General features: G+C 62.1%; 23 protein-coding genes and 1 pseudogene. 14 read left to right on the plus strand and 10 right to left on the minus strand.

Going from position 1 to position 23,952, the window contains the following annotated elements; all coding sequences use genetic code 11:
- Nucleotides 1-80 precede the first annotated feature (80 nt).
- Entirely contained in the window at nt 81-434 is a 354-nt protein-coding gene (locus tag DK261_RS03410) for a YkgJ family cysteine cluster protein (protein WP_009051553.1), read from the minus strand.
- Between the two features lie 148 nt (nt 435-582).
- Here DK261_RS03410 and DK261_RS03415 point away from each other — a divergent pair, with 148 nt between their 5' ends.
- A complete protein-coding gene (locus DK261_RS03415; RefSeq protein ID WP_053270182.1) occupies nt 583-1,896 on the plus strand; it encodes an FAD-binding oxidoreductase in 1,314 nt (437 codons plus the stop codon).
- 126 nt (nt 1,897-2,022) lie between these two features.
- Here the strand turns inward: DK261_RS03415 and DK261_RS03420 are convergent, their stop codons facing one another.
- Complete coding sequence (locus DK261_RS03420) at nt 2,023-2,268, minus strand: DUF1127 domain-containing protein (RefSeq protein ID WP_016703163.1); 246 nt, start codon at nt 2,266-2,268, stop codon at nt 2,023-2,025.
- Nucleotides 2,269-2,448: 180 nt separating this feature from the next.
- Between DK261_RS03420 and DK261_RS03425 the strand changes: the two genes are divergently transcribed.
- Both DK261_RS03425 and DK261_RS03430 read left to right on the plus strand, forming a co-directional pair.
- On the plus strand, nt 2,449-3,879 hold the full coding sequence (locus tag DK261_RS03425) for a PLP-dependent aminotransferase family protein (protein ID WP_016703162.1): 1,431 nt from the start codon (nt 2,449-2,451) through the stop codon (nt 3,877-3,879).
- 60 nt (nt 3,880-3,939) lie between these two features.
- Nucleotides 3,940-5,508 (plus strand): phospholipase D family protein, encoded by a 1,569-nt coding sequence (locus DK261_RS03430; RefSeq protein WP_177411702.1) that lies wholly within the window; start codon nt 3,940-3,942, stop codon nt 5,506-5,508.
- Between the two features lie 97 nt (nt 5,509-5,605).
- On the opposite strand, the gene DK261_RS03435 is transcribed toward DK261_RS03430, so the two are convergent.
- Nucleotides 5,606-6,754, minus strand: a complete 1,149-nt coding sequence (locus DK261_RS03435) for an MFS transporter (RefSeq protein ID WP_110175285.1) — start codon at nt 6,752-6,754, stop codon at nt 5,606-5,608.
- Between the two features lie 143 nt (nt 6,755-6,897).
- Nucleotides 6,898-8,391, minus strand: coding sequence for an aldehyde dehydrogenase (locus tag DK261_RS03440; RefSeq protein WP_016703159.1), 1,494 nt, complete (start codon nt 8,389-8,391; stop codon nt 6,898-6,900).
- A gap of 235 nt (nt 8,392-8,626) precedes the next feature.
- Here DK261_RS03440 and DK261_RS03445 point away from each other — a divergent pair, with 235 nt between their 5' ends.
- A complete protein-coding gene (locus DK261_RS03445) occupies nt 8,627-8,989 on the plus strand; it encodes a cupin domain-containing protein (RefSeq protein ID WP_016703158.1) in 363 nt (120 codons plus the stop codon).
- A 58-nt stretch (nt 8,990-9,047) separates the two neighbouring features.
- On the opposite strand, the gene rpmG is transcribed toward DK261_RS03445, so the two are convergent.
- Nucleotides 9,048-9,203, minus strand: coding sequence for a 50S ribosomal protein L33 (gene rpmG, locus DK261_RS03450; RefSeq protein ID WP_003177274.1), 156 nt, complete (start codon nt 9,201-9,203; stop codon nt 9,048-9,050).
- An 11-nt stretch (nt 9,204-9,214) separates the two neighbouring features.
- Nucleotides 9,215-9,448, minus strand: a complete 234-nt coding sequence (gene rpmB / locus DK261_RS03455; RefSeq protein WP_007921114.1) for a 50S ribosomal protein L28 — start codon at nt 9,446-9,448, stop codon at nt 9,215-9,217.
- Nucleotides 9,449-9,993: 545 nt separating this feature from the next.
- On the opposite strand from rpmB, the gene DK261_RS03460 reads away from it, so the two are divergent.
- Nucleotides 9,994-11,580, plus strand: a complete 1,587-nt coding sequence (locus tag DK261_RS03460; protein WP_110175286.1) for an ABC transporter substrate-binding protein — start codon at nt 9,994-9,996, stop codon at nt 11,578-11,580.
- A 95-nt stretch (nt 11,581-11,675) separates the two neighbouring features.
- Here DK261_RS03460 and radC read toward each other — a convergent pair whose 3' ends face one another.
- On the minus strand, nt 11,676-12,350 hold the full coding sequence (radC, locus tag DK261_RS03465) for a DNA repair protein RadC (protein ID WP_007921116.1): 675 nt from the start codon (nt 12,348-12,350) through the stop codon (nt 11,676-11,678).
- Nucleotides 12,351-12,481: 131 nt separating this feature from the next.
- Here radC and coaBC point away from each other — a divergent pair, with 131 nt between their 5' ends.
- From coaBC to argB, 4 genes and pseudogenes are all read left to right on the plus strand, one after another.
- Nucleotides 12,482-13,690, plus strand: coding sequence for a bifunctional phosphopantothenoylcysteine decarboxylase/phosphopantothenate--cysteine ligase CoaBC (coaBC, locus tag DK261_RS03470; RefSeq protein WP_007921117.1), 1,209 nt, complete (start codon nt 12,482-12,484; stop codon nt 13,688-13,690).
- A gap of 5 nt (nt 13,691-13,695) precedes the next feature.
- Complete coding sequence (gene dut / locus DK261_RS03475; RefSeq protein WP_016703155.1) at nt 13,696-14,151, plus strand: dUTP diphosphatase; 456 nt, start codon at nt 13,696-13,698, stop codon at nt 14,149-14,151.
- A gap of 251 nt (nt 14,152-14,402) precedes the next feature.
- Nucleotides 14,403-15,806 (plus strand): annotated as a pseudogene (locus DK261_RS03480) (phosphomannomutase/phosphoglucomutase); the annotation flags it as partial.
- Nucleotides 15,807-15,845: 39 nt separating this feature from the next.
- A complete protein-coding gene (gene argB / locus DK261_RS03485; RefSeq protein ID WP_007921120.1) occupies nt 15,846-16,751 on the plus strand; it encodes an acetylglutamate kinase in 906 nt (301 codons plus the stop codon).
- A gap of 143 nt (nt 16,752-16,894) precedes the next feature.
- On the opposite strand, the gene pyrE is transcribed toward argB, so the two are convergent.
- Nucleotides 16,895-17,539, minus strand: a complete 645-nt coding sequence (gene pyrE, locus DK261_RS03490) for an orotate phosphoribosyltransferase (protein ID WP_007921122.1) — start codon at nt 17,537-17,539, stop codon at nt 16,895-16,897.
- An 81-nt stretch (nt 17,540-17,620) separates the two neighbouring features.
- On the opposite strand from pyrE, the gene DK261_RS03495 reads away from it, so the two are divergent.
- Nucleotides 17,621-18,400, plus strand: a complete 780-nt coding sequence (locus tag DK261_RS03495; protein ID WP_003176915.1) for an exodeoxyribonuclease III — start codon at nt 17,621-17,623, stop codon at nt 18,398-18,400.
- Nucleotides 18,401-18,461: 61 nt separating this feature from the next.
- Here the strand turns inward: DK261_RS03495 and DK261_RS03500 are convergent, their stop codons facing one another.
- On the minus strand, nt 18,462-18,830 hold the full coding sequence (locus DK261_RS03500) for a DUF4870 domain-containing protein (protein WP_009051566.1): 369 nt from the start codon (nt 18,828-18,830) through the stop codon (nt 18,462-18,464).
- 31 nt (nt 18,831-18,861) lie between these two features.
- Nucleotides 18,862-19,584, minus strand: coding sequence for a ribonuclease PH (rph, locus tag DK261_RS03505; RefSeq protein ID WP_007921124.1), 723 nt, complete (start codon nt 19,582-19,584; stop codon nt 18,862-18,864).
- A gap of 269 nt (nt 19,585-19,853) precedes the next feature.
- Here rph and DK261_RS03510 point away from each other — a divergent pair, with 269 nt between their 5' ends.
- The 4 genes from DK261_RS03510 to spoT all read left to right on the plus strand — a co-directional run bounded on the left by DK261_RS03510 (nt 19,854) and on the right by spoT (nt 23,944).
- Entirely contained in the window at nt 19,854-20,717 is an 864-nt protein-coding gene (locus DK261_RS03510) for a YicC/YloC family endoribonuclease (RefSeq protein WP_007921125.1), read from the plus strand.
- 12 nt (nt 20,718-20,729) lie between these two features.
- Nucleotides 20,730-21,350 (plus strand): guanylate kinase, encoded by a 621-nt coding sequence (gmk, locus tag DK261_RS03515; RefSeq protein WP_009051568.1) that lies wholly within the window; start codon nt 20,730-20,732, stop codon nt 21,348-21,350.
- A 167-nt stretch (nt 21,351-21,517) separates the two neighbouring features.
- Nucleotides 21,518-21,781 carry a DNA-directed RNA polymerase subunit omega gene (gene rpoZ / locus DK261_RS03520; RefSeq protein WP_007921129.1) on the plus strand — a complete coding sequence of 88 codons (264 nt, stop codon included), beginning with the start codon at nt 21,518-21,520 and terminating at the stop codon, nt 21,779-21,781.
- Between the two features lie 57 nt (nt 21,782-21,838).
- Entirely contained in the window at nt 21,839-23,944 is a 2,106-nt protein-coding gene (gene spoT, locus DK261_RS03525; protein WP_007921131.1) for a bifunctional GTP diphosphokinase/guanosine-3',5'-bis pyrophosphate 3'-pyrophosphohydrolase, read from the plus strand.
- Nucleotides 23,945-23,952 lie beyond the last annotated feature (8 nt).

The following is a 23,952-nucleotide window of genomic DNA, read 5'->3' on the forward strand; positions in this document are numbered from 1 at the left end:
AATCGCTTTCGCGGGCAAGCCTCGCTCCTACCGGACTTGTGCAACCTGTAGGAGCGAGGCTTGCCCGCGATGGCTTTGGATCAGACCAGCACCTGCCGGGTGCTCGCCATGTATTCATGGATCTGCTTTTCCACCCGCGGGTGGATCAGTTCCACCGGGCGCCGGCCATTGGGGCATGGCAGGCTCGGCGTGGTCCCGAACAGGCGACAGATCAGCGGCCGCTCGTCATACACCGTGCAGCCGTTGGGCCCCAGGTGCACACAGTTCAGCTCCTCCATCGCCGCGTCCTGCTCGGCCCGGGTCTTGCGCGGCAGGCGCGACATTTCTTCGGTCGAGGTGGTGACCGGACCGCAGCAGTCGTGACAGCCGGGCACGCACTCGAACGAGGGGATCTGCTGTCGGAGCATGCGGACTTTCTGGCTGTTGCAGCTCATCGAAGCGCTTACCGGGAGTATGGAGAGACAGCGATTTTGCCCTAAAAGCCCTGTTCCAGACAGCACTGGCCGACCAGTGTTGCCGCGCCGGAAAGGTCCGGCTTATGCTCCGTCAAATTTTCCAAACACACGAATCAGGATGATCCACATGAACACCCGTGTTCAGCCGTCGGGGCCAGGCCATTCGCACCCCGCCTCCTACTACGCCGCCAGCAGCCTGCCCCAGCCCGAATATCCGGCGCTGGCCGGCGAGCAGGTGGCGGATGTCTGCGTGGTCGGTGGTGGCTTCTCCGGGCTCAACACCGCGATCGAGCTGGCCGAGCGCGGGCTCAGCGTCATTCTGCTGGAAGCGCGCAAGATCGGCTGGGGCGCCAGCGGGCGCAACGGCGGGCAACTGATTCGCGGGGTCGGTCATGGTCTTGAGCAGTTCGCCCCAATAATCGGCGAAGACGGCGTACGCCAGATGAAGCTGATGGGCCTGGAAGCGGTGGAAATCGTCCGCCAGCGCATCGAACGCTTCCAGATTCCCTGCGACCTGACCTGGGGTTATTGCGACCTGGCCAACAAGCCGCGCGACCTCGAAGGTTTCGCCGAAGATGCCCAAGAGTTGCGCGACCTGGGCTATCGCCATGAAACCCGCCTGCTGCAAGCCCATGAGATGCACAGTGTGGTGGGCTCCGACCGTTATGTCGGCGGCCTGATCGACATGGGCTCGGGGCACCTGCACCCGCTGAACCTGGCCCTGGGCGAAGCCGCGGTCGCGCAGCAACTGGGCGTGCGCCTGTTCGAACACTCGGCCGTGACCCGCATCGACTACGGGCCGCAGGTCAAGGTCCATACCGCCCAGGGTTCGGTGCGCGCCAACACCCTGGTGCTGGGCTGCAACGCCTACCTCAACGACCTCAACCCGCAACTGGGTGGCAAGGTGCTGCCGGCCGGCAGCTACATCATCGCCACCGAACCCTTGAGCGAAGAGCTGGCCCACGCCCTGTTGCCCCAGAACATGGCGGTCTGCGACCAGCGGGTGGCCCTGGATTACTACCGCCTTTCGGCCGACCGCCGCTTGCTGTTCGGCGGCGCCTGCCATTACTCCGGCCGCGACCCGCGGGACATTGCTGCTTATATGCGGCCGAAGATGCTGCAAGTGTTCCCGCAACTGGCGGCAGTGAAGATCGACTACCAATGGGGCGGCATGATCGGCATCGGCGCCAACCGCCTGCCGCAGATCGGCCGGCTCAAGGACCAGCCCAATGTGTATTACGCCCAGGCCTATTCGGGCCACGGCGTGAATGCCACGCACCTGGCCGGCAAGCTGCTGGCCGAAGCCATCAGCGGCCAACAGAGCGGTGGTTTCGATCTGTTCGCCCAGGTCCCGCACATCACCTTCCCGGGCGGCAAGCACCTGCGCTCGCCCCTGCTGGCGCTGGGGATGCTCTGGCATCGATTGAAAGAATTGGTCTGAAGGTGCCTGTAGCCGCCACATGGCAGGCATGAAAAAGGCCGCATCCGGTGAAATCGGATGCGGCCTTTTGCGGTTGCTACGCAACCGATCGCAGGCTGCGCCAGCGGCTACCGATCAGCGGGGCTTTCACAGCCGCCAGAACGGCTTGAGCCCTTCCTGCCGCGCCTGTTCGCGACTCAGGCCGATATCGCGCAACTGTTCGGTGCTCAACTCAAGCAGTGCCTTGCGTGTACGCAGTCGATGCCAGTACAAGCCCCAGAGACCGAGACCGGACGGCGCATTGCGGGCGGACGTCGCCCCTGCTGCCCGCTCCTGCCCAGCCGCCAGTTCCTGACTGTGTAACGACAGACGCACATCGCTCAAGCCGTTCATGTTTGCTGCTCCTGTTTACTTGGGTCGCTATGAGCAGACATCATGCGCGGGTGCTAAAAACCATTACAGATTCAAAGCACCGCTATTATTTCCATACAGAATTTCCCCTATCCGGGCTGAATCCTGTAATTTTGCGCCATCTGTACCGGTCACCCGATTAAATCACCCCGAGGCTGCGCCATGACCCTGTACGTCAATCTCGCTGAACTGCTGGGCACACGTATCGAACAAGGCTTCTATCGCCCCGGCGACCGGCTGCCGTCGGTACGGGCCTTGAGTGTCGAACACGGGGTCAGCCTGAGTACCGTGCAACAGGCTTATCGGGTGCTGGAAGACAGCGGCCTGGCGACGCCCAAGCCCAAGTCCGGCTACTTCGTGCCGGTCAGTCGCGAGCTGCCGGCATTGCCCGCGGTGGGCCGCCCGGCGCAGCGGCCGGTGGAGATTTCGCAGTGGGACCAGGTGCTGGAGCTGATCCGCAGCGTGCCGCGCAAGGACATCGTCCAGCTGGGCCGCGGCATGCCCGACGTCACCAGCCCGACTCTCAAGCCCCTGCTGCGCGGGCTGGCCCGCATCAGCCGGCGCCAGGACATGCCTGGCCTGTATTACGACACCATCTACGGCGTGCACGAACTGCGTGAACAGCTGGCGCGGCTGATGCTCGATTCCGGCTGCCAGCTCGGCGCCAACGACCTGGTGATCACCACCGGCTGCCACGAAGCCCTGTCCACCAGCATCCGTGCCACCTGCGAGCCCGGGGATATCGTCGCCGTCGACTCGCCGAGCTTCCACGGCGCCATGCAGACCCTCAAGGGCCTGGGCATGAAGGCCCTGGAAATCCCCACCGACCCGCTCACCGGCATCAGCCTCGATGCCCTGGAACTGGCCCTGGAGCAATGGCCGATCAAGGCCATACAGTTGACCCCCAACTGCAACAACCCGCTGGGCTATATCATGCCGGAGTCGCGCAAACGGGCCTTGCTGACCCTGGCCCAGCGCTTCGACGTGGCGATCATCGAAGACGATGTGTATGGCGAGCTGTCCTACACCTACCCACGCCCGCGGACCATCAAGTCGTTCGACGACGATGGCCGGGTGCTGCTCTGCAGTTCCTTCTCCAAGACCCTGGCACCGGGGCTGCGCATCGGCTGGGTCGCCCCCGGGCGCTACCTGGAGCGGGTGCTGCACATGAAATACATCAGCACCGGCTCCACCGCGCCACAGCCGCAGATCGCCATCGCCGAGTTCCTCAAGAGCGGTAATTTCGAGCCGCACCTGCGGCGCATGCGCACCCAGTACCAGCGCAACCGCGACCTGATGATCGACTGGGTCAGCCGCTACTTCCCTACCGGCACCCGCGCCAGCCGGCCGCAGGGCGGGTTCATGCTGTGGGTCGAGCTGCCGGAAGGCTTCGACACCCTGCGCCTGAACCGTGCGCTGCTCGGCCAGGGCGTGCAGATTGCGGTGGGCAGCATCTTTTCGGCCTCGGGCAAGTACCGCAATTGCCTGCGGATGAACTACGCTGCCAAGCCAACCCCTCAGATCGAGGAGGCCGTGCGCAAAGTGGGGGCCGCGGCCATCAAGCTGCTGGCTGAAGAGTGCGCAACGGACTGACCTTTTCCTTTGAAACCGGCGTCACAGCTAGACCATCGCAGCGATTCGAGATGAGCTGACTTGAGATCCCGACAGGCCCTGGCCTTCCTTATGCTGATCGCGCTGTGCCTGAGCGGCTGCGTCAGCCTCAATGTGCCTCGCGAGCCCAGCCAGGCACTGCCGGCCGCCGACTCGGCCTTCGGTCGCTCGATCCAGGCCCAGGCCGCGGCCTATCAGGGACGCTCCGGCTTTCGCCTGCTGTCCGACAGCAGCGAAGCCTTCATGGCCCGCGCCGAACTGATCCGCCATGCTCAAAGCAGCCTCGACCTGCAGTACTACATCGTCCATGACGGCATCAGCACCCGGATGCTGGTGGACGAACTGCTCAAGGCCGCCGACCGCGGCGTGCGCATCCGCATTCTGCTGGACGACACCACCAGCGACGGCCTGGACCAGATCATGGCCACTCTCGCCGCCCATCCGCGGATACAGATCCGCCTGTTCAACCCCCTGCACCTGGGGCGCAGCACCGGCGTGACTCGTACCATGGGGCGCCTGTTCAACCTGTCGCTGCAGCATCGGCGGATGCACAACAAGCTGTGGCTGGCGGACAACAGCGCGGCCATCGTCGGCGGGCGCAACCTGGGGGATGAGTACTTCGACGCCGAACCCAACCTGAATTTCACCGACATCGACATCCTCGGCGTCGGCCCGGTGGCCGAACAGCTCGGACACAGTTTCGACCAGTACTGGAACAGCGCCCTGAGCAAACCCATAGGCGAGTTTCTGTCGCGCCTGCCATCGGCCAGGGAGCTGGCCAACACCCGGCTGCGCCTGGAGCAATCGCTGGACGAGGCGCAGCAACAGAACCATGCGCTGTTTCAGGAGCTCAAGACCTATCGGACCCAGCCACGCATGAACACCTGGCGCAAGGAGCTGATCTGGGCCTGGAACCAGGCGCTGTGGGATGCTCCGAGCAAGGTCCTGTCCAACGGCGAGCCCGACCCGCGCCTGCTGCTGACCACCCAGCTGTCACCGGAGCTGCAGAGCGTGAGCAAAGAGCTGATGATGGTTTCGGCCTACTTCGTTCCCGGCCAGCCGGGCCTGGTCTACCTCACCGGGCGCGCCGACGCCGGGGTTGCAGTGAGCCTGCTGACCAACTCCCTGGAAGCCACCGACGTACCGGCGGTCCACGGCGGATACGCACCGTATCGCAAGGCGCTGCTGCAACACGGCGTGAAACTCTACGAACTGCGGCGCCAACCCGGTAATGGCGGCGGCAGTGGACCTCATCTGTTCCACAGCGCGTCGTATCCTGGCTCGGACTCCAGCCTGCACAGCAAGGCGATGATTTTCGATCGCCAGAAGTCCTTTATCGGCTCCTTCAATTTCGACCCGCGCTCGGTGCTGTGGAACACCGAAGTCGGGGTACTGGTGGACAGCCCCGAGCTGGCCGAACGCGTTCGCAGCCTGGCGCTGCAAGGCATGGCGCCGGCCCTGAGCTACGAAGCGAAGCTGCAGGACGGCAAGCTGGTCTGGGTCACCGAAGACAACCAGCAACTGCACACCCTGACCCGCGAGCCGGGCAGCTGGTGGCGGCGCTTCAATGCCTGGATGAGCAATACCATCGGCCTCGAACGGATGCTCTGACCCCGGCCCTTGTAGGAGCGAGGCTTGCCCGCGATAGCGGAACTACATTCAATCAAGATGTTGACTGTCAGCCCCTCATCGCGGGCAAGCCTCGCTCCTACAGGGTTTGTGGTTGGGCCACGCCAAACGCGCCTTCACGCAACAACAGCACAATCAGCCCCATGGCCCCGGCCGCCATCAGCAACAGCAAGGCATGCCCGCTGATCCACTGGCTGCCCGCCCCCGCCACCAGCGGCCCGATCAGGCAGCCAATGCCCCACAGCTGGGCGACGTGGGCATTGGCGCGCACCAGCGCATCGTCGCGGTAGCGTTCGCCGATCAGAATCAACGACAAGGTGAACAGCCCCCCGGCGCTGGCGCCGAACAGCACCCACAGCGCCCAGATCAGCAGGGTGTCGAGCAGCAACGGAATGGCCAGGCTCGACAGCAGCAGGATCACCGCACAACCGGCGAACAAGGCGCGCCGCGATATGCGGTCGGCCAGGGCGCCGATTGGTAGCTGCAACAAGGCATCGCCCACCACCACGGTGCTGACCATTGCCAGGGCGATTTCCTCGGTAAACCCCTGGCGCAGGCAGTAGACCGGCAGCAGGGTCAGGATCATCGCTTCAAACGCGGCGAACAGTGCCACCGCCCAGCCAATGGCCGGCAGGCCACGGCAGAACCGCCATAGGTCACCGAAGGTCACGCTGCAGGACTCGCTGCTCGGCGCGCCGCTGCGGCCCATCAGCAGCAGAGGCGACACCACCAGCAGCACGACGCCCACCCAGAAACCGTAGTCATGCTCGGTGCCCAAGGCCCCCAGCAGCAGCGGGCCGGCCAACTGGCTCAGGGCATAGCTGCTGCCATACAGCGCCACCAGGCGACCGCGCCACCGCTCCACCACCAATTGGTTGATCCAGCTTTCGCCAAGAATGAAGACAATGGTCAGCACCACGCCGATCATCAGCCGCAGCACCAGCCACAGGGGATAACTCGGCAACAGCGCCAGCAGGCCAATGGAGATCGCCCCGCCCCACAGGCACAGGCGCATCAGCCCCGCCGTGCCAAAGCGCGCCGCCAGGCGGCTGGACACCTTCGCCCCGAGCAAGACGCCAATCGCCGGCATCGAGGCCATCACCCCGATTGCAAAGGGCCCATATCCCCAGCTCTCCAGGCGAAACGACACCAGCGGCATGCTCACGCCCAGGGCCAGGCCCACACTCAGGACAGCCGCCAAAACGGCGAAATAAGTTGCCCAGCGCATTTCCACGCTCCTGTGGATGGTTTTTTTCATGACAGAGACAACGCAGCCGGACCTCCCTGGCGGAAAGTCCGGCTGCGATATGGATCGGCTAACGGTGCGCGGGGTGGCGTCTGTTCAGATGCCCGAGATCCGCGCCCCTTGAATTACAGCTTGATCCAGGTCGCCTTCAGTTCGGTGTACTTGTCGAACGCGTGCAGCGACTTGTCGCGGCCGTTGCCCGACTGCTTGAAGCCACCGAATGGCGCAGTCATGTCGCCGCCGTCGTACTGGTTGACCCAGACACTGCCGGCACGCAACGCCTTGGCGGTCAGGTGGGCCTTGGAGATATTGGCCGTCCATACCGCCGCGGCCAGGCCATACGGCGTGTCGTTGGCGATCTGGATGGCTTCTTCTACCGTGTCGAAGGCGATGACCGAAAGCACCGGGCCGAAGATTTCTTCCTGGGCGATCTTCATCGCGTTGCTGACGCCGTCGAAGATGGTCGGCTCGACATAGGTCCCGCCGGTTTCCTGCAGGGTGCGCTTGCCGCCCACCACCAGCTTGGCGCCGTCGGCATGGCCAGACTCGATGTACGACAGCACGGTGTTCATCTGCTGGGTATCCACCAGCGCACCGACGTTGGTGGCCGGGTCCAGCGGGTTGCCCGGTTTCCAGGCCTTGAGGGCCTCGATCACCAGCGGCAGGAATTTATCCTTGATCGAACGCTCCACCAGCAGGCGCGAACCGGCGGTGCAGACTTCGCCCTGGTTGAAGGCAATCGCGCTGGCCGCGGATTCGGCCGCGGCCTGCAGGTCCGGGGCATCGGCGAACACGATGTTCGGGCTCTTGCCGCCAGCTTCCAGCCAGACACGCTTCATGTTCGATTCGCCGGAGTAGACCATCAGTTGCTTGGCGATCTTGGTCGAACCGGTGAACACCAGGGTATCGACGTCCATGTGCAGGGCCAGGGCCTTGCCCACGGTGTGGCCATAACCTGGCAGCACGTTGAGCACGCCAGCCGGAATCCCGGCCTCGACAGCCAGCGCAGCGATACGGATAGCGGTCAGCGGCGATTTTTCCGACGGCTTGAGGATCACCGAGTTACCGGTGGACAGCGCCGGACCGAGTTTCCAGCAGGCCATCATCAGCGGGAAGTTCCACGGCACGATGGCGCCGACTACGCCCACCGGTTCGCGAGTCACCAGGCCCAGTTGATTGTGGGGCGTGGCGGCGACTTCGTCGTAGATCTTGTCGATGGCTTCGCCGCTCCAGCTCAGCGCTTGCGCCGCGCCCGGAACGTCGATACCCAGGGAGTCACTGATCGGCTTGCCCATGTCCAGGGTTTCGAGCAGGGCCAGTTCTTCGGCGTGCTGCTTCAGCAGGCCGGCAAAACGAATCATGGTGGCCTTGCGCTTGGCCGGCGCCAGGCGCGACCAGACGCCGGAGTTGAAGGTGGCGCGGGCGTTTTCCACGGCACGTTGCGCGTCGGCGGCGTCACAGCTGGCAATACTGGCCAGCAGACGGCCATCGACCGGACTGATGCATTCGAAGGTTTCGTTGGAAACGGCGGCGGTGTATTCGCCATTGATGTAGGCGCGGCCTTCGATTTTCAGTTCGCGGGCGCGTTGTTCCCAGTCGGCTCGAGTCAGGGTGGTCATGCGAGTGTCCTCCTCTTGTTGGATACAGGCGCCACGCGATCGATGCCGGCACCTTCAGGAATTCTGCCCGGCCAGCCTGCTTCGGCCCATGGCATTCGCCACCCTAAACCAGCGGCACCCGAAGTTTCAATATATTTGACAGAGGCCGGGCAAACGCCATTGCTATGTTCATTTTAATAAACATAGACTTTGGGCTTTCCAGCCACTCGCAGCACAACCAGGGGGGAATACCAGCATGAGCATCCAGGACATCGTCGACTTCAATCAGGCCAACACTGCGGCCGAGCGGTATCGCCCCGCCCAGGAAAAAGTCCTCAAGGGCGACCCCGAGCAAACCGTGTTCAACCACTACAACAGCCCGTGCGGCCAGATGAACGCCGGAGTGTGGGAAGGCGAGGTCGGCCAGTGGACGGTGAACTACACCGAGCATGAGTATTGCGAGATCGTGCAGGGGGTTTCGGTCCTGCGTGATGGCGAGGGCAATGCCAAGACCTTGCGCGCCGGTGACCGTTTCGTCATTCCCGCCGGTTTCCGCGGCACCTGGGAGGTGCTGGAGCCGTGCCGCAAGATCTATGTGATCTTCGAACCGAAAGCCTGAATCGCAGGCACAAAAAAACCCGCTTGAAAGCGGGTTTTTTTGTCAGAAGAAAAATCAATTACTTGATTTTGCCTTCCTTGTAGATCACGTGCTTACGAACAACCGGATCATATTTCTTGATCTCGATTTTGTCCGGAGTAGTGCGCTTGTTCTTGTCGGTAGTGTAGAAGTGACCAGTACCGGCGCTCGAAATCAAACGAATCAATTCACGCATGATTAGCTCCCTTAAACCTTGCCATCGCGACGAAGTTCGGCCAGCACGACATCAATGCCACGCTTGTCGATGATACGCATGCCCTTGGCAGATACGCGCAGACGCACAAAACGTTTCTCGGACTCAACCCAGAAGCGGTGATGCTGCAGGTTCGGCAGGAAACGACGACGGGTTTTGTTGTTTGCGTGGGAAATGTTATTCCCAGTCACCGGACCCTTACCGGTAACTTGACAGACTCTCGACATGCCTCAGCCCTCTAAAACCACATGCCCAACCCGGCATGGGTTGGCCGCTTAATCTCTCAGTCATTTGGCGCCAGGCGCCGCGTTTCTTTAGGGTCTTACCGGCTACACCTACAAGCGAAGGAACCGGGCCCTCTAGAAAAGAGCGCTGCTTTATACCAGAAAGACCCCGTAGCAACAACAGCCGGTGTGCTTTGGATTTCGAAAACTCCCTGTTTTCTTGCTCCGGATGCCTGCACCAAGGGCTGGGGCCATGACTGACCGCTCGTCGCAGAATAAATTTTCCGTGGACGAAACAAACGGCAAAACCAGCATGAACCGCCGCTGCGCCGGTCACTCCAGGTCAATATATGGAAAAAACTCTGTCAATTTATGCCTAATGTGACCATGGCAACTGGCCGCAGAGAGGCTTGGCGCAGCAATAAACGCAAACCTTTCCGGTCCGCAGGCCCAAAAAGGGGATAGTCATTTTCCAGCGAGGCCACTAGGGTAGGCCTTTTCCAGACTGCACTCGCAGATGGGCCTTCGATCTGCAAAGGAAGCCAAACATGCGCCTCGCTGCCCTCCCGCTCCTGTTCGCCCCTCTTCTTCTGAGCCCGCTGGCCCACGCCGCCGCATTAAGTGTGTGCACCGAGGCCAGCCCGGAAGGTTTCGACGTAGTGCAGTACAACTCGCTGACCACCACCAACGCCTCGGCCGATGTGCTGATGAATCGTCTGGTGGAGTTCGACGCCAGCAGCGGCAAGGTAGTACCGAGCCTGGCCGACAGCTGGGAAGTCTCGGCCGACGGCCTGACCTATGTGTTCAAGCTGCACCCGAAAGTGAAGTTTCACCGCACCGCGTACTTCAACCCGAGCCGCGAGCTGACTGCCGAAGACGTGAAGTTCAGCTTCGACCGCATGCTCGACCCGGCCAACCCCTGGCATAAAGTGGCGCAGAGCGGCTATCCCCATGCCCAGTCGCTGCAACTGCCGGCGCTGATCAAGAAGATCGACGCCCTGGATCCGCTGACCCTGCGCTTTACCCTCGACCACGCCGATTCGACCTTCCTCGCCACCCTGAGCATGGGGTTTGCGTCGATCTACTCCGCCGAATACGCCGACCAGTTGCTCAAGGCCGGTACCCAGGACAAGCTCAACAGCCAGCCGATCGGCACCGGGCCCTTCGTTTTCGGCCGCTTCCAGAAAGACGCCTCGATCCGCTACAAGGCCAACCCCGACTACTTTGCCGGCAAGCCGGCGGTGGACTCGCTGATATTCGCCATCACCCCGGACGCCAACGTGCGCCTGCAGAAACTGCGCCGCAACGAATGCCAGATCGCCCTGTCGCCCAAGCCGCTGGACGTGACCGCCGCACTTGAAGAGCCTGCGCTCAAAGTCGAGAAAACCGCGGCTTTCATGACTGCGTTCGTTGCTATCAACAGCCAGCACCCACCGCTGGACAAACCTGAAGTGCGCCAGGCCATCAACCTCGCCTTTGACAAGGCCAACTACCTGAAAGCGGTCTTCGAAAACACCGCGGAACCCGCCAACGGCCCCTTCCCGCCCAACACCTGGAGCTACGCCAAGGAGTTGCCGGGCTACGCCCACGACCCGGCGAAAGCGCGCCAGCTGCTGGCCAAGGCCGGTCTGAAGGACGGCTTCCAGACCACAATCTGGACCCGCCCTTCCGGCAGTTTGCTGAACCCCAACCCGAGCCTGGGCGCGCAACAGCTGCAAGCAGACCTGGCGGAAGTCGGGATCCAGGCGGAGATCCGCGTAATCGAATGGGGCGAACTGATTCGTCGGGCCAAGGCCGGCGAACACGACCTGCTGTTCATGGGCTGGGCCGGCGACAACGGCGACCCGGATAACTTCCTCACCCCGCAGTTCACCTGCGCGGCAGTGAAGTCCGGGACCAACTTCGCCCGCTACTGCGACCCGGGCCTGGACAAGCTGATCACCGCTGGCAAGACCACCACCGAGCAGGGCGTGCGCAGCAAGCTTTATCAGCAGGCGCAAACCCAGATCCAGCAGCAGGCCCTGTGGCTGCCGCTGGCCCATCCGACCGCCTTCGCCCTGACGCGCAAGGATGTCCATGGGTATCAGGTCAGCCCATTCGGTCGCCAGGACTACTCGAAGGTCAGCCTCAGATAAGCAGCGGCAAGCGGCGAGCTACAAGCTGCAAGTTCAGAGCAGTCCTCGTACCGCTTTAACTTGCAGCTTGCCGCTGGAAGCTTGTCGCTGCTTCTCTACATCCAGCCGTACTCGGCCATCGACAGCGGCTCGCCCTCGCCGACGATGAAATGGTCGAGTACGCGCACATCCACCAGGTCCAGAGCCTCCGTGAGCCTGCGGGTCAGCACCCGATCCGCCTGGCTCGGCTCGGAAACGCCTGAAGGATGGTTGTGACACAGGATCAGGGCTGCCGCGTTGTGCGCCAGGGCACGCTTGACCACCTGCCGCGGATAGACGCTGGTGGTGTTGATGGAGCCCTGGAACAGCGCTTCGAACGCCAGCACCCGGTGCTTGGAGTCGAGAAACAGGCAACCGAAGACCTCATGCGGCTCATGCCGCAACATCGCCTTGAGGTAGTCGCGGACCGCCACCGGGCTTTCCAGCACCGAATTGCGACTGAGCTTTTCCGCCAGATGCCGCCGCGCCATTTCCAGCACCGCCTGCAATTGCGCGAACTTGGCCGGGCCCAGACCCAGTTGCCGGCTGAAGGTCAATTGGTCCGCCTCGAGCAGGCCACGCAGGCTGCCGAACTGATGCAACAGGTGTCGCGCCAGGTCGACCGCGCTTTTTCCAGCGACCCCGGTGCGCAGGAAGATCGCCAGCAATTCGGCGTCGGAAAGGGCCAGCGCGCCCTGCTCGAGAAGCTTCTCCCGCGGGCGCTCCGCCGCAGGCCAGTCGCGAATGCTCATAGCACCTCCATGTGTGTGGGCGCCGCTGTTCCATAGCGGTCGCTGTGCTATCTTAGCCCATCTTTTTGCGTGGGATTTCCCCTGGGGAGGGGGTGTTACACGCAGCAATCATTGAACTGAAAGGCAGGCCTATGCAGCGGCTGTATCGGAAACGCATCGTTCTCGGCGTCGGCGGCGGCATCGCTGCCTATAAGAGCGCCGAGCTGGTTCGCCGACTCCTCGACCATGGCGCGGAAGTGCGTGTGGTCATGACCCGTGGCGGCAGTGAATTCATCACCCCGCTGACCATGCAGGCCCTGTCCGGGCACCCGGTCCACCTGGACCTGCTCGACCCCGCGGCCGAAGCCGCCATGGGTCATATCGAACTGGCCAAATGGGCCGACCTGGTGCTGATCGCCCCGGCCACGGCCGACCTGATCGCCCGTCTGGCCCAAGGCATCGCCGACGACCTGCTGACCACCCTGGTCCTGGCCACCGATGCCACTGTCGCCATCGCCCCGGCCATGAACCAGGCCATGTGGCGTGACCCTGCCACCCAGGCCAATACCCAGCTGCTGCAAAGCCGTGGCCTGAAGGTCTTCGGTCCGGCGTCCGGCAGCCAGGCCTGCGGCGACGTCGGCCTGGGCCGCATGCTCGAAGCCAACGATCTGGCACTGTGCGCCGCCGACTGCTTCCAGCACCTGGCGCTGACCGGCAAACACGTGCTGATTACCGCCGGCCCGACCCAGGAAAACATCGACCCGGTGCGCTACATCACCAACCACAGCTCCGGGAAAATGGGTTTTGCCCTGGCCGAAGCCGCGGTCGAAGCCGGCGCCCGGGTGACCCTGATAACCGGTCCGGTGCACCTGCCGACCCCGGATCGCGTGACCCGCATCGACGTGGTCAGCGCCCGCGATATGCTCGCCGCCTGTGAAGCCGCCATCCCCTGCGACCTGTTCATCGCCTCGGCCGCGGTCGCGGACTACCGCCCGGAAGTCGTCGCCCCACAGAAATTGAAGAAAGACCCTACGAACGGCGACGGCCTGCTGCTGCAGATGGTGCGCAACCCGGACATCCTGGCCACCATCGCCACCCGCCCCGACCGCCCGTTCAGCGTCGGCTTCGCCGCTGAAACCGAACACTTGCTCGACTACGCTGCGCGCAAACTCAAAGACAAGAACCTCGACCTGATCGTCGCCAACGACGTGGCCAACCCGAGCATTGGCTTCAACAGCGAGGAAAACGCCTGCAGCGTGATTGACCGGGAGTTGCACGCAACTCTCTTCGCCCAGACCAGCAAGGGCAAGATTGCCCGCCAACTGATCTCTTTCATCGCCGAACGGCTGAACCAGGTTTAACTCGCATGCACGCTTTACAAGCCAAGATCCTCGACCCACGCATCGGCAACGAATTCCCTCTGCCGCAGTACGCCACGCCAGGCTCCGCCGGCCTCGACCTGCGCGCCATGCTCAAGCAGGACACTATCCTGGAACCGGGCCAGACCCTGCTGATTCCTACCGGCCTGTCCGTCTACATCGGCGACCCTGGCCTCGCCGCGCTGATCCTGCCGCGCTCCGGCCTGGGCCACAAGCACGGCATCGTCCTGGGCAACCTGGTCGGCCTGATCGACTCCGATTACCAGGGTGAACTCATGGTCTCCTGCTGGAACCGTGGCCAGACCGCGTTCAACATCGCAGTGGGCGAACGCATTGCCCAGCTGGTGCTGGTACCTGTGGTCCAGGCGCATTTCGAAGTGGTCGAAGCCTTCGACGAAAGCCAGCGTGGCGCAGGCGGTTTCGGTCACTCCGGCAGCCATTAAGCAAAAAATCCGGGCCGCACCAGCGGCTCGCCTAAGATTGGTGGGTTGTGTTTCAGCACGAAAAACTCAGCAGATTTATTCGCGGACTCAAGCACCCGGAATCACGGTACAAGGTGATTGAAAAGAGCTGACGCTCATCAGATGGCACTTTTACACCATGAACCCAAGGGCAAAAACGCCGTCATACCCTTCAGTTTGAGCCTTCCGGTCAGTATTCCGGCCTGTCCTGCCCCCTTTTAGACGGAGCACCCCCAGTGATGAGCAATGCAGCCCAAGTCGTACCCAAGTTCCCTGAAAGCATCTTTCGCGCCTACGACATTCGCGGAACCGTTCCGGAAACCCTGAACGCAGAAACCGCCTACTGGATCGGTCGCGCCATTGGCTCCGAGAGCCTGGCCCAGGGCGAACCCAACGTTTGCGTAGGCCGTGACGGTCGCCTGTCCGGCCCCGAGCTGGTGGAGCAACTGATCCAGGGCCTGCACGACAGTGGTTGCCACGTCAGCGATGTCGGCCTGGTACCGACACCGGCGCTGTATTACGCGGCCAATGTACTGGCTGGCAAATCCGGGGTGATGCTGACCGGCAGCCACAACCCGTCGAACTACAACGGCTTCAAGATCGTCATCGCCGGCGATACCCTGGCCAACGAGCAGATCCAGGCCCTGCACGATCGCCTCAAGACCAACAACCTGAGCAGCGGCCAGGGCAGCATCACCAAGGTCGATATCCTCGATCGCTACAACACTGAAATCGTTCAAGACATCAAACTCGCCCGCCGCCTGAAAGTCGTGGTCGACTGCGGTAACGGTGCTGCCGGCGTCATCGCGCCTCAGTTGATCGAAGCCCTGAACTGCGAAGTCATCCCGCTGTTCTGCGAAGTGGACGGCAACTTCCCCAACCATCACCCGGACCCGGGCAAGCCGGAGAACCTGGAAGACCTGATCGCCAAGGTCGCAGAGACCAACGCCGATATCGGCCTGGCCTTCGACGGCGACGGCGACCGCGTCGGCGTAGTGACCAACACCGGCAGCATCGTCTTCCCCGATCGCCTGTTGATGCTGTTCGCCAAGGACGTGGTAGCGCGCAACCCAAGCGCGGAGATCATCTTCGACGTCAAATGCACCCGCCGCCTGATCCCGCTGATCAAGGAATACGGCGGTCGCCCACTCATGTGGAAGACCGGCCACTCGTTGATCAAAAAGAAAATGAAGCAGACCGGCGCGTTGCTGGCCGGTGAAATGAGCGGGCATGTCTTCTTCAAGGAACGCTGGTTCGGTTTCGACGACGGTATCTACAGCGCCGCGCGGCTGCTGGAGATCCTCAGCAAGGAAAAATCCAACGCGGAAGAGCTGTTTGCCACCTTCCCGAACGATATTTCTACGCCGGAAATCAATATCCATGTGACCGAAGAGAGCAAATTCAGCATCATTGATGCGCTGCACGACGCGCAGTGGGGCGAAGGCGCCGACCTGACCACCATCGACGGCGTACGAGTCGACTACCCCAAAGGCTGGGGCCTGGTTCGCGCCTCCAACACCACGCCGGTGCTGGTGCTGCGCTTCGAGGCCGATGACGAAGCCGAACTGCAGCGCATCAAGGATGTGTTCCACACCCAGCTGAAACGTGTTGCACCTGACCTCCAACTACCGTTTTGATTTTCTTCAAGCGCCTTTATTGAAGTGCCGGAGCCCTGAATGACCCTCGAACGCGATGCCGCCGCCAATACCGCCAAGGTCCTGTCCGAAGCGCTGCCTTATATTCGCCGCTATGTCGGCAAGACCCTGGTGATCAAATACGGCGGCAACGCGATGGAAAGCGAGGAGCTGAAGACCGGCTTCGCCCGCGACATCGTGCTGATGAAGGCCGTCGGGATCAACCCGGTGGTGGTGCACGGCGGCGGCCCGCAAATCGGTGACCTGCTCAAGCGCCTGTCCATCGAAAGCCACTTCATCGATGGCATGCGCGTCACCGACGCGGCGACCATGGACGTGGTGGAGATGGTCCTCGGCGGCCAGGTGAACAAGGACATCGTCAACCTCATCAACCGCCATGGCGGCAGCGCCATCGGCCTGACCGGCAAGGACGCGGAGCTGATTCGCGCGAAGAAGCTCACCGTCACCCGCAAGACGCCGGAAATGACCACCCCGGAAATCATCGACATCGGCCACGTCGGCGAAGTGGTCGGCATCAACACCGACCTGCTGAACCTGCTGGTCAAAGGTGATTTCATCCCGGTGATCGCGCCGATCGGCGTCGGCGCCAACGGCGAGTCGTACAACATCAACGCTGACCTGGTAGCCGGCAAGGTGGCCGAGGCGCTGAAAGCCGAGAAGCTGATGCTGCTGACCAATATCGCTGGCCTGATGGACAAGTCGGGCAAGGTCCTGACCGGCCTGACCACCCAGCAGGTCGATGCCCTGATCGAAGACGGCACCATCTACGGCGGCATGCTGCCGAAGATTCGCTGTGCGTTGGAAGCAGTACAGGGTGGCGTGGGCAGCTCGTTGATCATCGACGGCCGCGTACCCAATGCGATTCTGCTGGAGATCTTCACCGATACCGGTGTCGGCACCCTGATCAGCAATCGCAAGCGCCCTTAAGCGCTGCAAATAAAAAGACCCCGCCTGGCCAAGCCAGGCGGGGTCTTTTTATTGCGCCTTCCGTAGGAGCGGAGCTTGCCCGCGATAGCGGTGTATCAGGTTAGACCGCTATCGCGGGCAAGCCTCGCTCCTACAGAACAGGGTCAAACGCCGAATTGCGCGCGGTAGGCTTCCACCGCCGGCAGATGCTGCTTGAGTGCCGGATCGTCCGCCAGGAACTGCAGGACCTGGGTCAGGGAAACGATGCTCACCACCGGAATGCCGAAATCGCGCTCGACTTCCTGGATCGCCGACAACTCACCGTTGCCACGCTCCTGACGGTTCAGGGCAATCAACACACCCGCCGCCTTGGCGCCTTCCTGGGACTCGATGATCTGCATCACTTCGCGAATCGCGGTGCCCGCGGTGATCACGTCGTCGATGATCAGCACGTCGCCAGTCAATGGCGCGCCGACCAGGCTGCCGCCTTCGCCGTGAGCCTTGGCTTCCTTGCGGTTGAAGCACCATGGCAGATCGCGCTGATGATGCTCGGCCAGGGCCACGGCCGTCGCTGCCGCTAAAGGAATACCTTTGTACGCAGGACCGAAAAGCACATCGAAAGAAATGCCGCTGTCGACGATCGCCGCGGCATAAAAACGCCCCAGCTGTGCCAGGGCCGAACCGCTGTTGAACAGGCCGGCATTGAAGAAGTAAGGACTGGTACGCCCGGACTTCAGGGTGAACTCACCGAAGCGCAAAACCCCGCGATCGATGGCAAAACGAATGAAATCGCGCTGATACGCCTGCATGAAAAAGCCCCAAATACCACGGATTTAGCTAATTAGGTAGACCTCGGGTATCATACACGCACGTGATTTTTGGGGCCATTTATGCGGATCATCAGTGTGAACGTCAATGGTATTCAGGCTGCAGTGGAGCGAGGTTTGCTCAGTTGGCTGCAAGCACAGAATGCCGACGTCATCTGCCTGCAGGACACCCGCGCCTCCGCCTTTGAACTGGACGATCCAGCCTTCCAACTGGATGGCTACTTCCTTTATGCCTGCGATGCCGAAGTTCCCGCCCAAGGCGGTGTGGCTTTGTACTCGCGGTTGCAACCGAAGGCTGTCATCAGCGGTCTCGGCTTCGAGACGGCCGACCGCTACGGGCGCTACCTGCAAGCCGATTTCGACAAGGTCAGCATCGCGACCTTGCTGCTTCCTTCCGGGCAGAACGGCGATGAAGACTTGAACCAGAAGTTCAAGCTTATGGACGACTTCGCCCGTTACCTGGATAAACAGCGGCGCAAACGTCGCGAGTACATTTATTGTGGCTCGCTGTACGTGGCGCAACAGAAGCTGGATATCAAGAACTGGCGTGACAGCCAGCAATCTCCGGGTTTCCTGGCGCCTGAGCGTGCCTGGATGGACGAGATTGTCGGCAACATGGGTTATGTCGATGCCCTGCGCGAAGTCAGCCGCGAAGGCGATCAATACAGCTGGTGGCCGGACAACGAACAGGCCGAGATGCTCAACCTGGGCTGGCGCTTCGACTATCAGCTGCTGACCCCAGGCCTGCGTCGCTTCGTGCGCAGCGCACGCCTGCCACGCCAGCCGCGCTTCTCGCAGCACGCGCCGCTGATCGTGGACTACGACTGGACGCTGACCATCTAAGCGTCTTTTCGCAGCCACAAAAAAGCCGACATCACTGTCGGCTTTTTTGTGGGCGCTCGGCCTATTTGATCAATCGCCAGGTGAACGGGTAACGGTACGCCATCCCTTCATTGGCCTTGACCCCGGCGATGATGGTCAGCACCAGGGCGCCGATCGCCAGCAGACCGAAGAGCAGGAAACCCACCAGCACCACCATCAGCAGGAAACAGACCAGCGAGGCAAGAGCCACGGTGATCTGAAAGTTCAGCGCTTCCTTGCCCTGGGCATCGATGAACGGGTCCGTCTCGCGCTTCATCTGCCAGAGCACCAGCGGGCCGATCAGGGTGCCGAACGGAATCCAGATGCCCAGCAACGCCGACAGGTGACAGAACATCGCCCACTGACGCACCTCATGGCTCGGGACAGGTTGCGGAAGCTGGTCGTCGTTCATGCTGCTCTCCTTGCTGAAAGCTACCGGGCAATCAGTCAGCCAGGGCTGCCTGTTGCAATTCAAAGATCTCGCTCATGCCTTTCTTGGCCAAAGCCAGCATGGCGTTCAGTTCTTCCGGCTGGAACGGCGCGCCTTCGGCAGTGCCCTGGACTTCGATGAAACCGCCAGTGCTGGTCATGACCACGTTCAGGTCGGTCTCGGCCGCCGAGTCTTCCAGGTAATCCAGATCCAGCACCGGCTCACCCTGGTACATGCCCACGGACACCGCCGCGATCATTTGCTTGATCGGGTCGCCGCCCTTCAGGCCGCCACGCTTCTTGATCACTTTCAAAGCGTCCACCAAGGCCACCATGGCACCGGTGATCGACGCGGTACGGGTACCGCCATCGGCCTGGATCACATCGCAGTCGACATACAGGGTGACGTCGCCCAGCTTGGTCATGTCCAGCGCAGCGCGCAGGGAACGACCGATCAGACGCTGGATCTCCAGGGTACGGCCGCCTTGCTTGCCGCGACTGGCTTCACGCTGGTTACGCTCGCCGGTGGCGCGCGGCAGCATGCCGTATTCGGCGGTCAACCAGCCCTGGCCCTGACCCTTGAGGAAGCGGGGCACGCCGTTCTCGACGCTGACCGTGCAGATCACTTTGGTATCACCAAACTCGACCAGTACAGATCCCTCGGCGTGTTTGGTGTAGTTGCGGGTGATGCGGATCGAGCGGAGCTGATCGGCAGCGCGACCACTTGGACGTTTCATAGGGAATACCTGTACGGGGACGGAAAACTGCCGATCATTATAGAGCCCACGGCCTTGCCTGGGCAGTTCTAAAAACCCCGGCCCGTCGGCGACACCTCTGGAACGGCCCTCCGGTCGCTTCGCAGCGCTTTGTCACACCCGCGGTTTGGGAGCATCCACCGCACTGCGCTACAATCCTGCGCCTTCGCAGCCTGTCGGCTTCAATTCATTCATATCGGGCCCGTACAACCCTTTGCGGTTGGTGGCGGACCTGTATCGGAGGTACCTCCATGGTGCACAGCATGACCGCCTTCGCCCGGGTAGAACGGGCCGGCACTCAGGGCACCCTGAGTTGGGAACTGCGCTCGGTCAACAGCCGTTACCTGGAACCGCACCTGCGCTTGCCGGAATCCTTTCGCGATCTGGAAGGCGCGGTCCGCGAGGCGCTGCGCCAGGGACTGTCGCGCGGCAAGCTCGAATGCACCTTGCGCTTCACCGAAGAAACCACCGGCAAACCACTGCAGGTCGACCGGGAGCGCGCCGCGCAACTGGTGGCGGCAGCCGAGTCCGTTGCCAGCCTGATCAAGCAGCCGGCGGCGCTGAACCCACTGGAAGTGCTGGCCTGGCCCGGCGTCCTGGTGGCCGATGCCAGCGACCCGCAGGCGCTGAACAACGAAGCCCTGAGCCTGTTCAACCAGGGGCTGAAAGAGCTGAAGAGCGGCCGCGAGCGCGAAGGCGCGGAGCTGGCCCGGCTGATCAACGAACGCCTGACCTCCATCGAGGAAGATGTCGTGACCCTGCGCGAACTGGTCCCGCAGATGCTCGCGACCCAGCGCCAGAAGGTTCTCGATCGCTTCGCCGACATGCAGGCCGAACTGGACCCTACCCGCCTGGAACAGGAAATGGTGCTGCTCGCCCAGAAGAGCGACGTCGCCGAAGAACTGGACCGCCTGAGCACCCACATCATCGAAGTGCGCCGCGTACTCAAGTCCGGCGGCGCCGCTGGCCGGCGCCTGGACTTCCTGATGCAGGAACTCAACCGCGAAGCCAACACACTGGGCTCCAAGGCCTTCGACCCGCGCAGCACCCAGGCTGCGGTCAACCTCAAGGTGTTGATCGAGCAGATGCGCGAACAAGTACAGAATATTGAGTAAGGCTACCCAGACATGAACCACAGCACCGGCACCCTCTACATCATTTCCGCCCCCTCGGGCGCGGGCAAGACCAGCCTGGTCAAGGCCCTGATCGACGCCGACCCGTCGATCCGTGTTTCCGTTTCCCACACCACTCGCGCCATGCGCCCGGGCGAAGTGGACGGCGTGAACTACCACTTCGTCTCCCGCGAAGCGTTCGTGAAGATGGGCGAACACGGCGACTTCCTCGAGCGCGCCGAAGTCTTCGGCAATCTCTATGGCACCTCCCAAAGCCACTTGCAGCAGACCCTGGACGAAGGTCACGACCTGATCCTGGAGATCGACTGGCAAGGTGCCGAGCAGGTGCGCAAGCTGATGCCCCAGGCTCGTTCGATCTTCATCCTGCCGCCGTCCCAGCAGGCCTTGCGCCAGCGCCTGACCAACCGCGGCCAGGACAGCGACGAGATCATCGAAGGCCGGATGCGCGAAGCCGTCAGCGAAATGAGCCACTACGTCGATTACGACTACCTGATCATCAACGACGATTTCGCCCATGCGCTGGACGACCTGAAGGCGATTTTCCGCACCAACCAGCTGCACCAAAAGCACCAGCAACAGCGTTTCGGCAAATTGCTCGCCGAATTGCTGGGCTGAATAGCACTTCCCAAAACCGCTGCAAGGGCTTTACATTGGCGCTTGTAGCGCGTCGGAAAGCTTGGTTAAAAAATCAGCGCTTCCCTAATCGCTGGTGATTTTTTAAACTGTTGAGTCCGCTCGCCCATCCGGGCAGCGCGCATATTGCATTTGCTACGAGGAAGACCATGGCCCGCGTAACCGTTGAAGACTGTCTAGAACACGTGGATAACCGCTTTGAGCTGGTCATGCTCTCTACCAAGCGTGCCCGTCAACTGGCAACCGGCGGCAAAGAGCCGAAAGTAGCATGGGAAAACGACAAGCCTACCGTCGTCGCCTTGCGTGAAATCGCTGAAGGCCTGATCGACTACGCAGCTATCGCCGAAGCCGAAATCGTTGAAGATGAACCGCTTTTTGCTGCTTTCGAGGACGAGTCCAACGAGGCCGTCTAAGCCTATGCCTGGTCGACGTAGCACGGCGCGGGATCACAGCCTACGGCAGGAGTCATCATGCCGAGCATAGACGCCCTCGCCGATCGCTTATCGACCTATCTCGGCACGGACCAGGTCAATCTGGTCCGCCGAGCGTATTTCTACGCCGAACAAGCCCATGACGGTCAGCGCCGTCGCAGCGGCGAGGCGTACGTCACGCACCCATTAGCGGTCGCAAACATTCTCGCCGACATGCATATGGACCATCAGAGCCTGATGGCGGCCATGCTGCATGACGTGATCGAAGACACCGGTATCGCCAAAGAAGCGCTGCAAGCGCAGTTCGGTGAAACCGTGGCCGAACTGGTCGACGGGGTCAGCAAACTGACCCAGATGAACTTCGAGACCAAGGCCGAAGCCCAAGCGGAAAACTTCCAGAAGATGGCCATGGCCATGGCGCGCGACATTCGCGTGATCCTGGTCAAGCTGGCCGACCGCCTGCACAACATGCGCACCCTGGAAGTACTGTCCGGTGAAAAACGCCGGCGGATCGCCAAGGAAACCCTGGAGATCTATGCGCCCATCGCCAACCGCCTGGGCATGCACAGCATCCGCATCGAATTCGAAGACCTCGGTTTCAAGGCCATGCACCCGATGCGTTCCGCGCGGATCTACCAGGCGGTCAAGCGCGCCCGGGGCAACCGCAAGGAAATCGTCAACAAGATCGAAGAATCCCTGAGCCACTGCCTGGCCATCGACGGCATCCAGGGCGAGGTCAGCGGCCGCCAGAAACACTTGTACGGCATCTATAAAAAGATGCGCGGCAAACGCCGGGCCTTCAACGAGATCATGGACGTCTACGCGTTCCGGATCATCGTCGACAAGGTCGACACCTGCTACCGCGTGCTCGGCGCCGTACACAACCTGTACAAGCCGCTGCCAGGTCGCTTCAAGGATTACATCGCGATTCCCAAGGCCAACGGCTACCAGTCGCTGCACACCACGCTGTTCGGCATGCACGGCGTTCCGATCGAGATCCAGATCCGCACCCGCGAAATGGAAGAGATGGCCAACAACGGCATCGCCGCCCACTGGCTGTACAAATCCAGCGGCGACGAGCAGCCAAAGGGCACTCATGCCCGGGCTCGTCAGTGGGTCAAGGGCGTGCTGGAGATGCAGCAACGCGCCGGCAATTCCCTGGAGTTCATCGAGAGCGTGAAGATCGACCTGTTCCCGGACGAGGTCTACGTGTTCACGCCGAAGGGCCGGATCATGGAGCTGCCCAAAGGCTCCACCGCAGTGGACTTCGCCTACGCGGTGCACACCGACGTGGGCAACAGCTGCATCGCCTGTCGTATCAATCGCCGCCTGGCGCCGCTGTCCGAACCGCTGCAAAGCGGCTCCACCGTGGAAATCGTCAGCGCCCCGGGCGCACGCCCCAACCCGGCCTGGCTCAACTTCGTGGTCACCGGCAAGGCTCGCACCCACATTCGCCATGCGCTGAAACTGCAACGCCGCTCCGAGTCCATCAGCCTGGGCGAACGCCTGCTGAACAAGGTGCTCAACGGTTTCGACAGCGCGCTGGAAAAGATCCCCGCCGAACGCGTGCAAGCGATGCTCACCGAGTATCGCCTGGAACTGATCGAAGACCTGCTGGAAGACATCGGCCTGGGCAATCGCATGGCCTATGTGGTCGCCCGTCGCCTGCTCGGCGAAGGCGAACAGCTGCCAAGCCCGGAAGGTCCGCTGGCCATTCGCGGTACCGAAGGCCTGGTCCTGAGCTACGCCAAGTGCTGCACGCCGATCCCGGGCGACCCGATTGTCGGCCACCTGTCCGCGGGCAAGGGGATGGTGGTGCACCTGGACAACTGCCGCAATATCAGCGAAATCCGCCACAACCCGGAAAAATGCATCCAGCTTTCGTGGGCCAAGGATGTCACCGGCGAATTCAACGTCGAGCTGCGCGTCGAGCTGGAACACCAGCGCGGCCTGATCGCCCTGCTGGCCAGCAGCGTCAACGCGGCCGACGGCAATATCGAGAAAATCAGCATGGACGAACGGGATGGTCGCATCAGCGTGGTCCAACTGGTGGTCAGCGTGCACGACCGCGTGCACCTGGCTCGTGTGATCAAGAAACTGCGCGCCCTGACCGGGGTCATTCGCATCACTCGCATGCGTGCATAGCTCGCTAT

This window comes from Pseudomonas sp. RW409, assembly GCF_003184125.1.
Taxonomy (GTDB): Bacteria; Pseudomonadota; Gammaproteobacteria; order Pseudomonadales; family Pseudomonadaceae; genus Aquipseudomonas; species Aquipseudomonas chlororaphis_I.

Bases quoted from the DNA above. Each gene is read 5' to 3' on its own strand.
- DK261_RS03410 (WP_009051553.1), bottom strand. From the start codon at position 434: ATGAGCTGCAACAGCCAGAAAGTCCGCATGCTCCGACAGCAGATCCCC.
- DK261_RS03415 (WP_053270182.1), top strand. From the start codon at position 583: ATGAACACCCGTGTTCAGCCGTCGGGGCCAGGCCATTCGCACCCCGCC.
- DK261_RS03420 (WP_016703163.1), bottom strand. From the start codon at position 2,268: ATGAACGGCTTGAGCGATGTGCGTCTGTCGTTACACAGTCAGGAACTG.
- DK261_RS03425 (WP_016703162.1), top strand. From the start codon at position 2,449: ATGACCCTGTACGTCAATCTCGCTGAACTGCTGGGCACACGTATCGAA.
- DK261_RS03435 (WP_110175285.1), bottom strand. From the start codon at position 6,754: ATGCGCTGGGCAACTTATTTCGCCGTTTTGGCGGCTGTCCTGAGTGTG.
- DK261_RS03440 (WP_016703159.1), bottom strand. From the start codon at position 8,391: ATGACCACCCTGACTCGAGCCGACTGGGAACAACGCGCCCGCGAACTG.
- DK261_RS03445 (WP_016703158.1), top strand. From the start codon at position 8,627: ATGAGCATCCAGGACATCGTCGACTTCAATCAGGCCAACACTGCGGCC.
- rpmG (WP_003177274.1), bottom strand. From the start codon at position 9,203: ATGCGTGAATTGATTCGTTTGATTTCGAGCGCCGGTACTGGTCACTTC.
- rpmB (WP_007921114.1), bottom strand. From the start codon at position 9,448: ATGTCGAGAGTCTGTCAAGTTACCGGTAAGGGTCCGGTGACTGGGAAT.
- DK261_RS03460 (WP_110175286.1), top strand. From the start codon at position 9,994: ATGCGCCTCGCTGCCCTCCCGCTCCTGTTCGCCCCTCTTCTTCTGAGC.
- radC (WP_007921116.1), bottom strand. From the start codon at position 12,350: ATGAGCATTCGCGACTGGCCTGCGGCGGAGCGCCCGCGGGAGAAGCTT.
- coaBC (WP_007921117.1), top strand. From the start codon at position 12,482: ATGCAGCGGCTGTATCGGAAACGCATCGTTCTCGGCGTCGGCGGCGGC.
- dut (WP_016703155.1), top strand. From the start codon at position 13,696: ATGCACGCTTTACAAGCCAAGATCCTCGACCCACGCATCGGCAACGAA.
- argB (WP_007921120.1), top strand. From the start codon at position 15,846: ATGACCCTCGAACGCGATGCCGCCGCCAATACCGCCAAGGTCCTGTCC.
- pyrE (WP_007921122.1), bottom strand. From the start codon at position 17,539: ATGCAGGCGTATCAGCGCGATTTCATTCGTTTTGCCATCGATCGCGGG.
- DK261_RS03495 (WP_003176915.1), top strand. From the start codon at position 17,621: ATGCGGATCATCAGTGTGAACGTCAATGGTATTCAGGCTGCAGTGGAG.
- DK261_RS03500 (WP_009051566.1), bottom strand. From the start codon at position 18,830: ATGAACGACGACCAGCTTCCGCAACCTGTCCCGAGCCATGAGGTGCGT.
- rph (WP_007921124.1), bottom strand. From the start codon at position 19,584: ATGAAACGTCCAAGTGGTCGCGCTGCCGATCAGCTCCGCTCGATCCGC.
- DK261_RS03510 (WP_007921125.1), top strand. From the start codon at position 19,854: ATGGTGCACAGCATGACCGCCTTCGCCCGGGTAGAACGGGCCGGCACT.
- gmk (WP_009051568.1), top strand. From the start codon at position 20,730: ATGAACCACAGCACCGGCACCCTCTACATCATTTCCGCCCCCTCGGGC.
- rpoZ (WP_007921129.1), top strand. From the start codon at position 21,518: ATGGCCCGCGTAACCGTTGAAGACTGTCTAGAACACGTGGATAACCGC.
- spoT (WP_007921131.1), top strand. From the start codon at position 21,839: ATGCCGAGCATAGACGCCCTCGCCGATCGCTTATCGACCTATCTCGGC.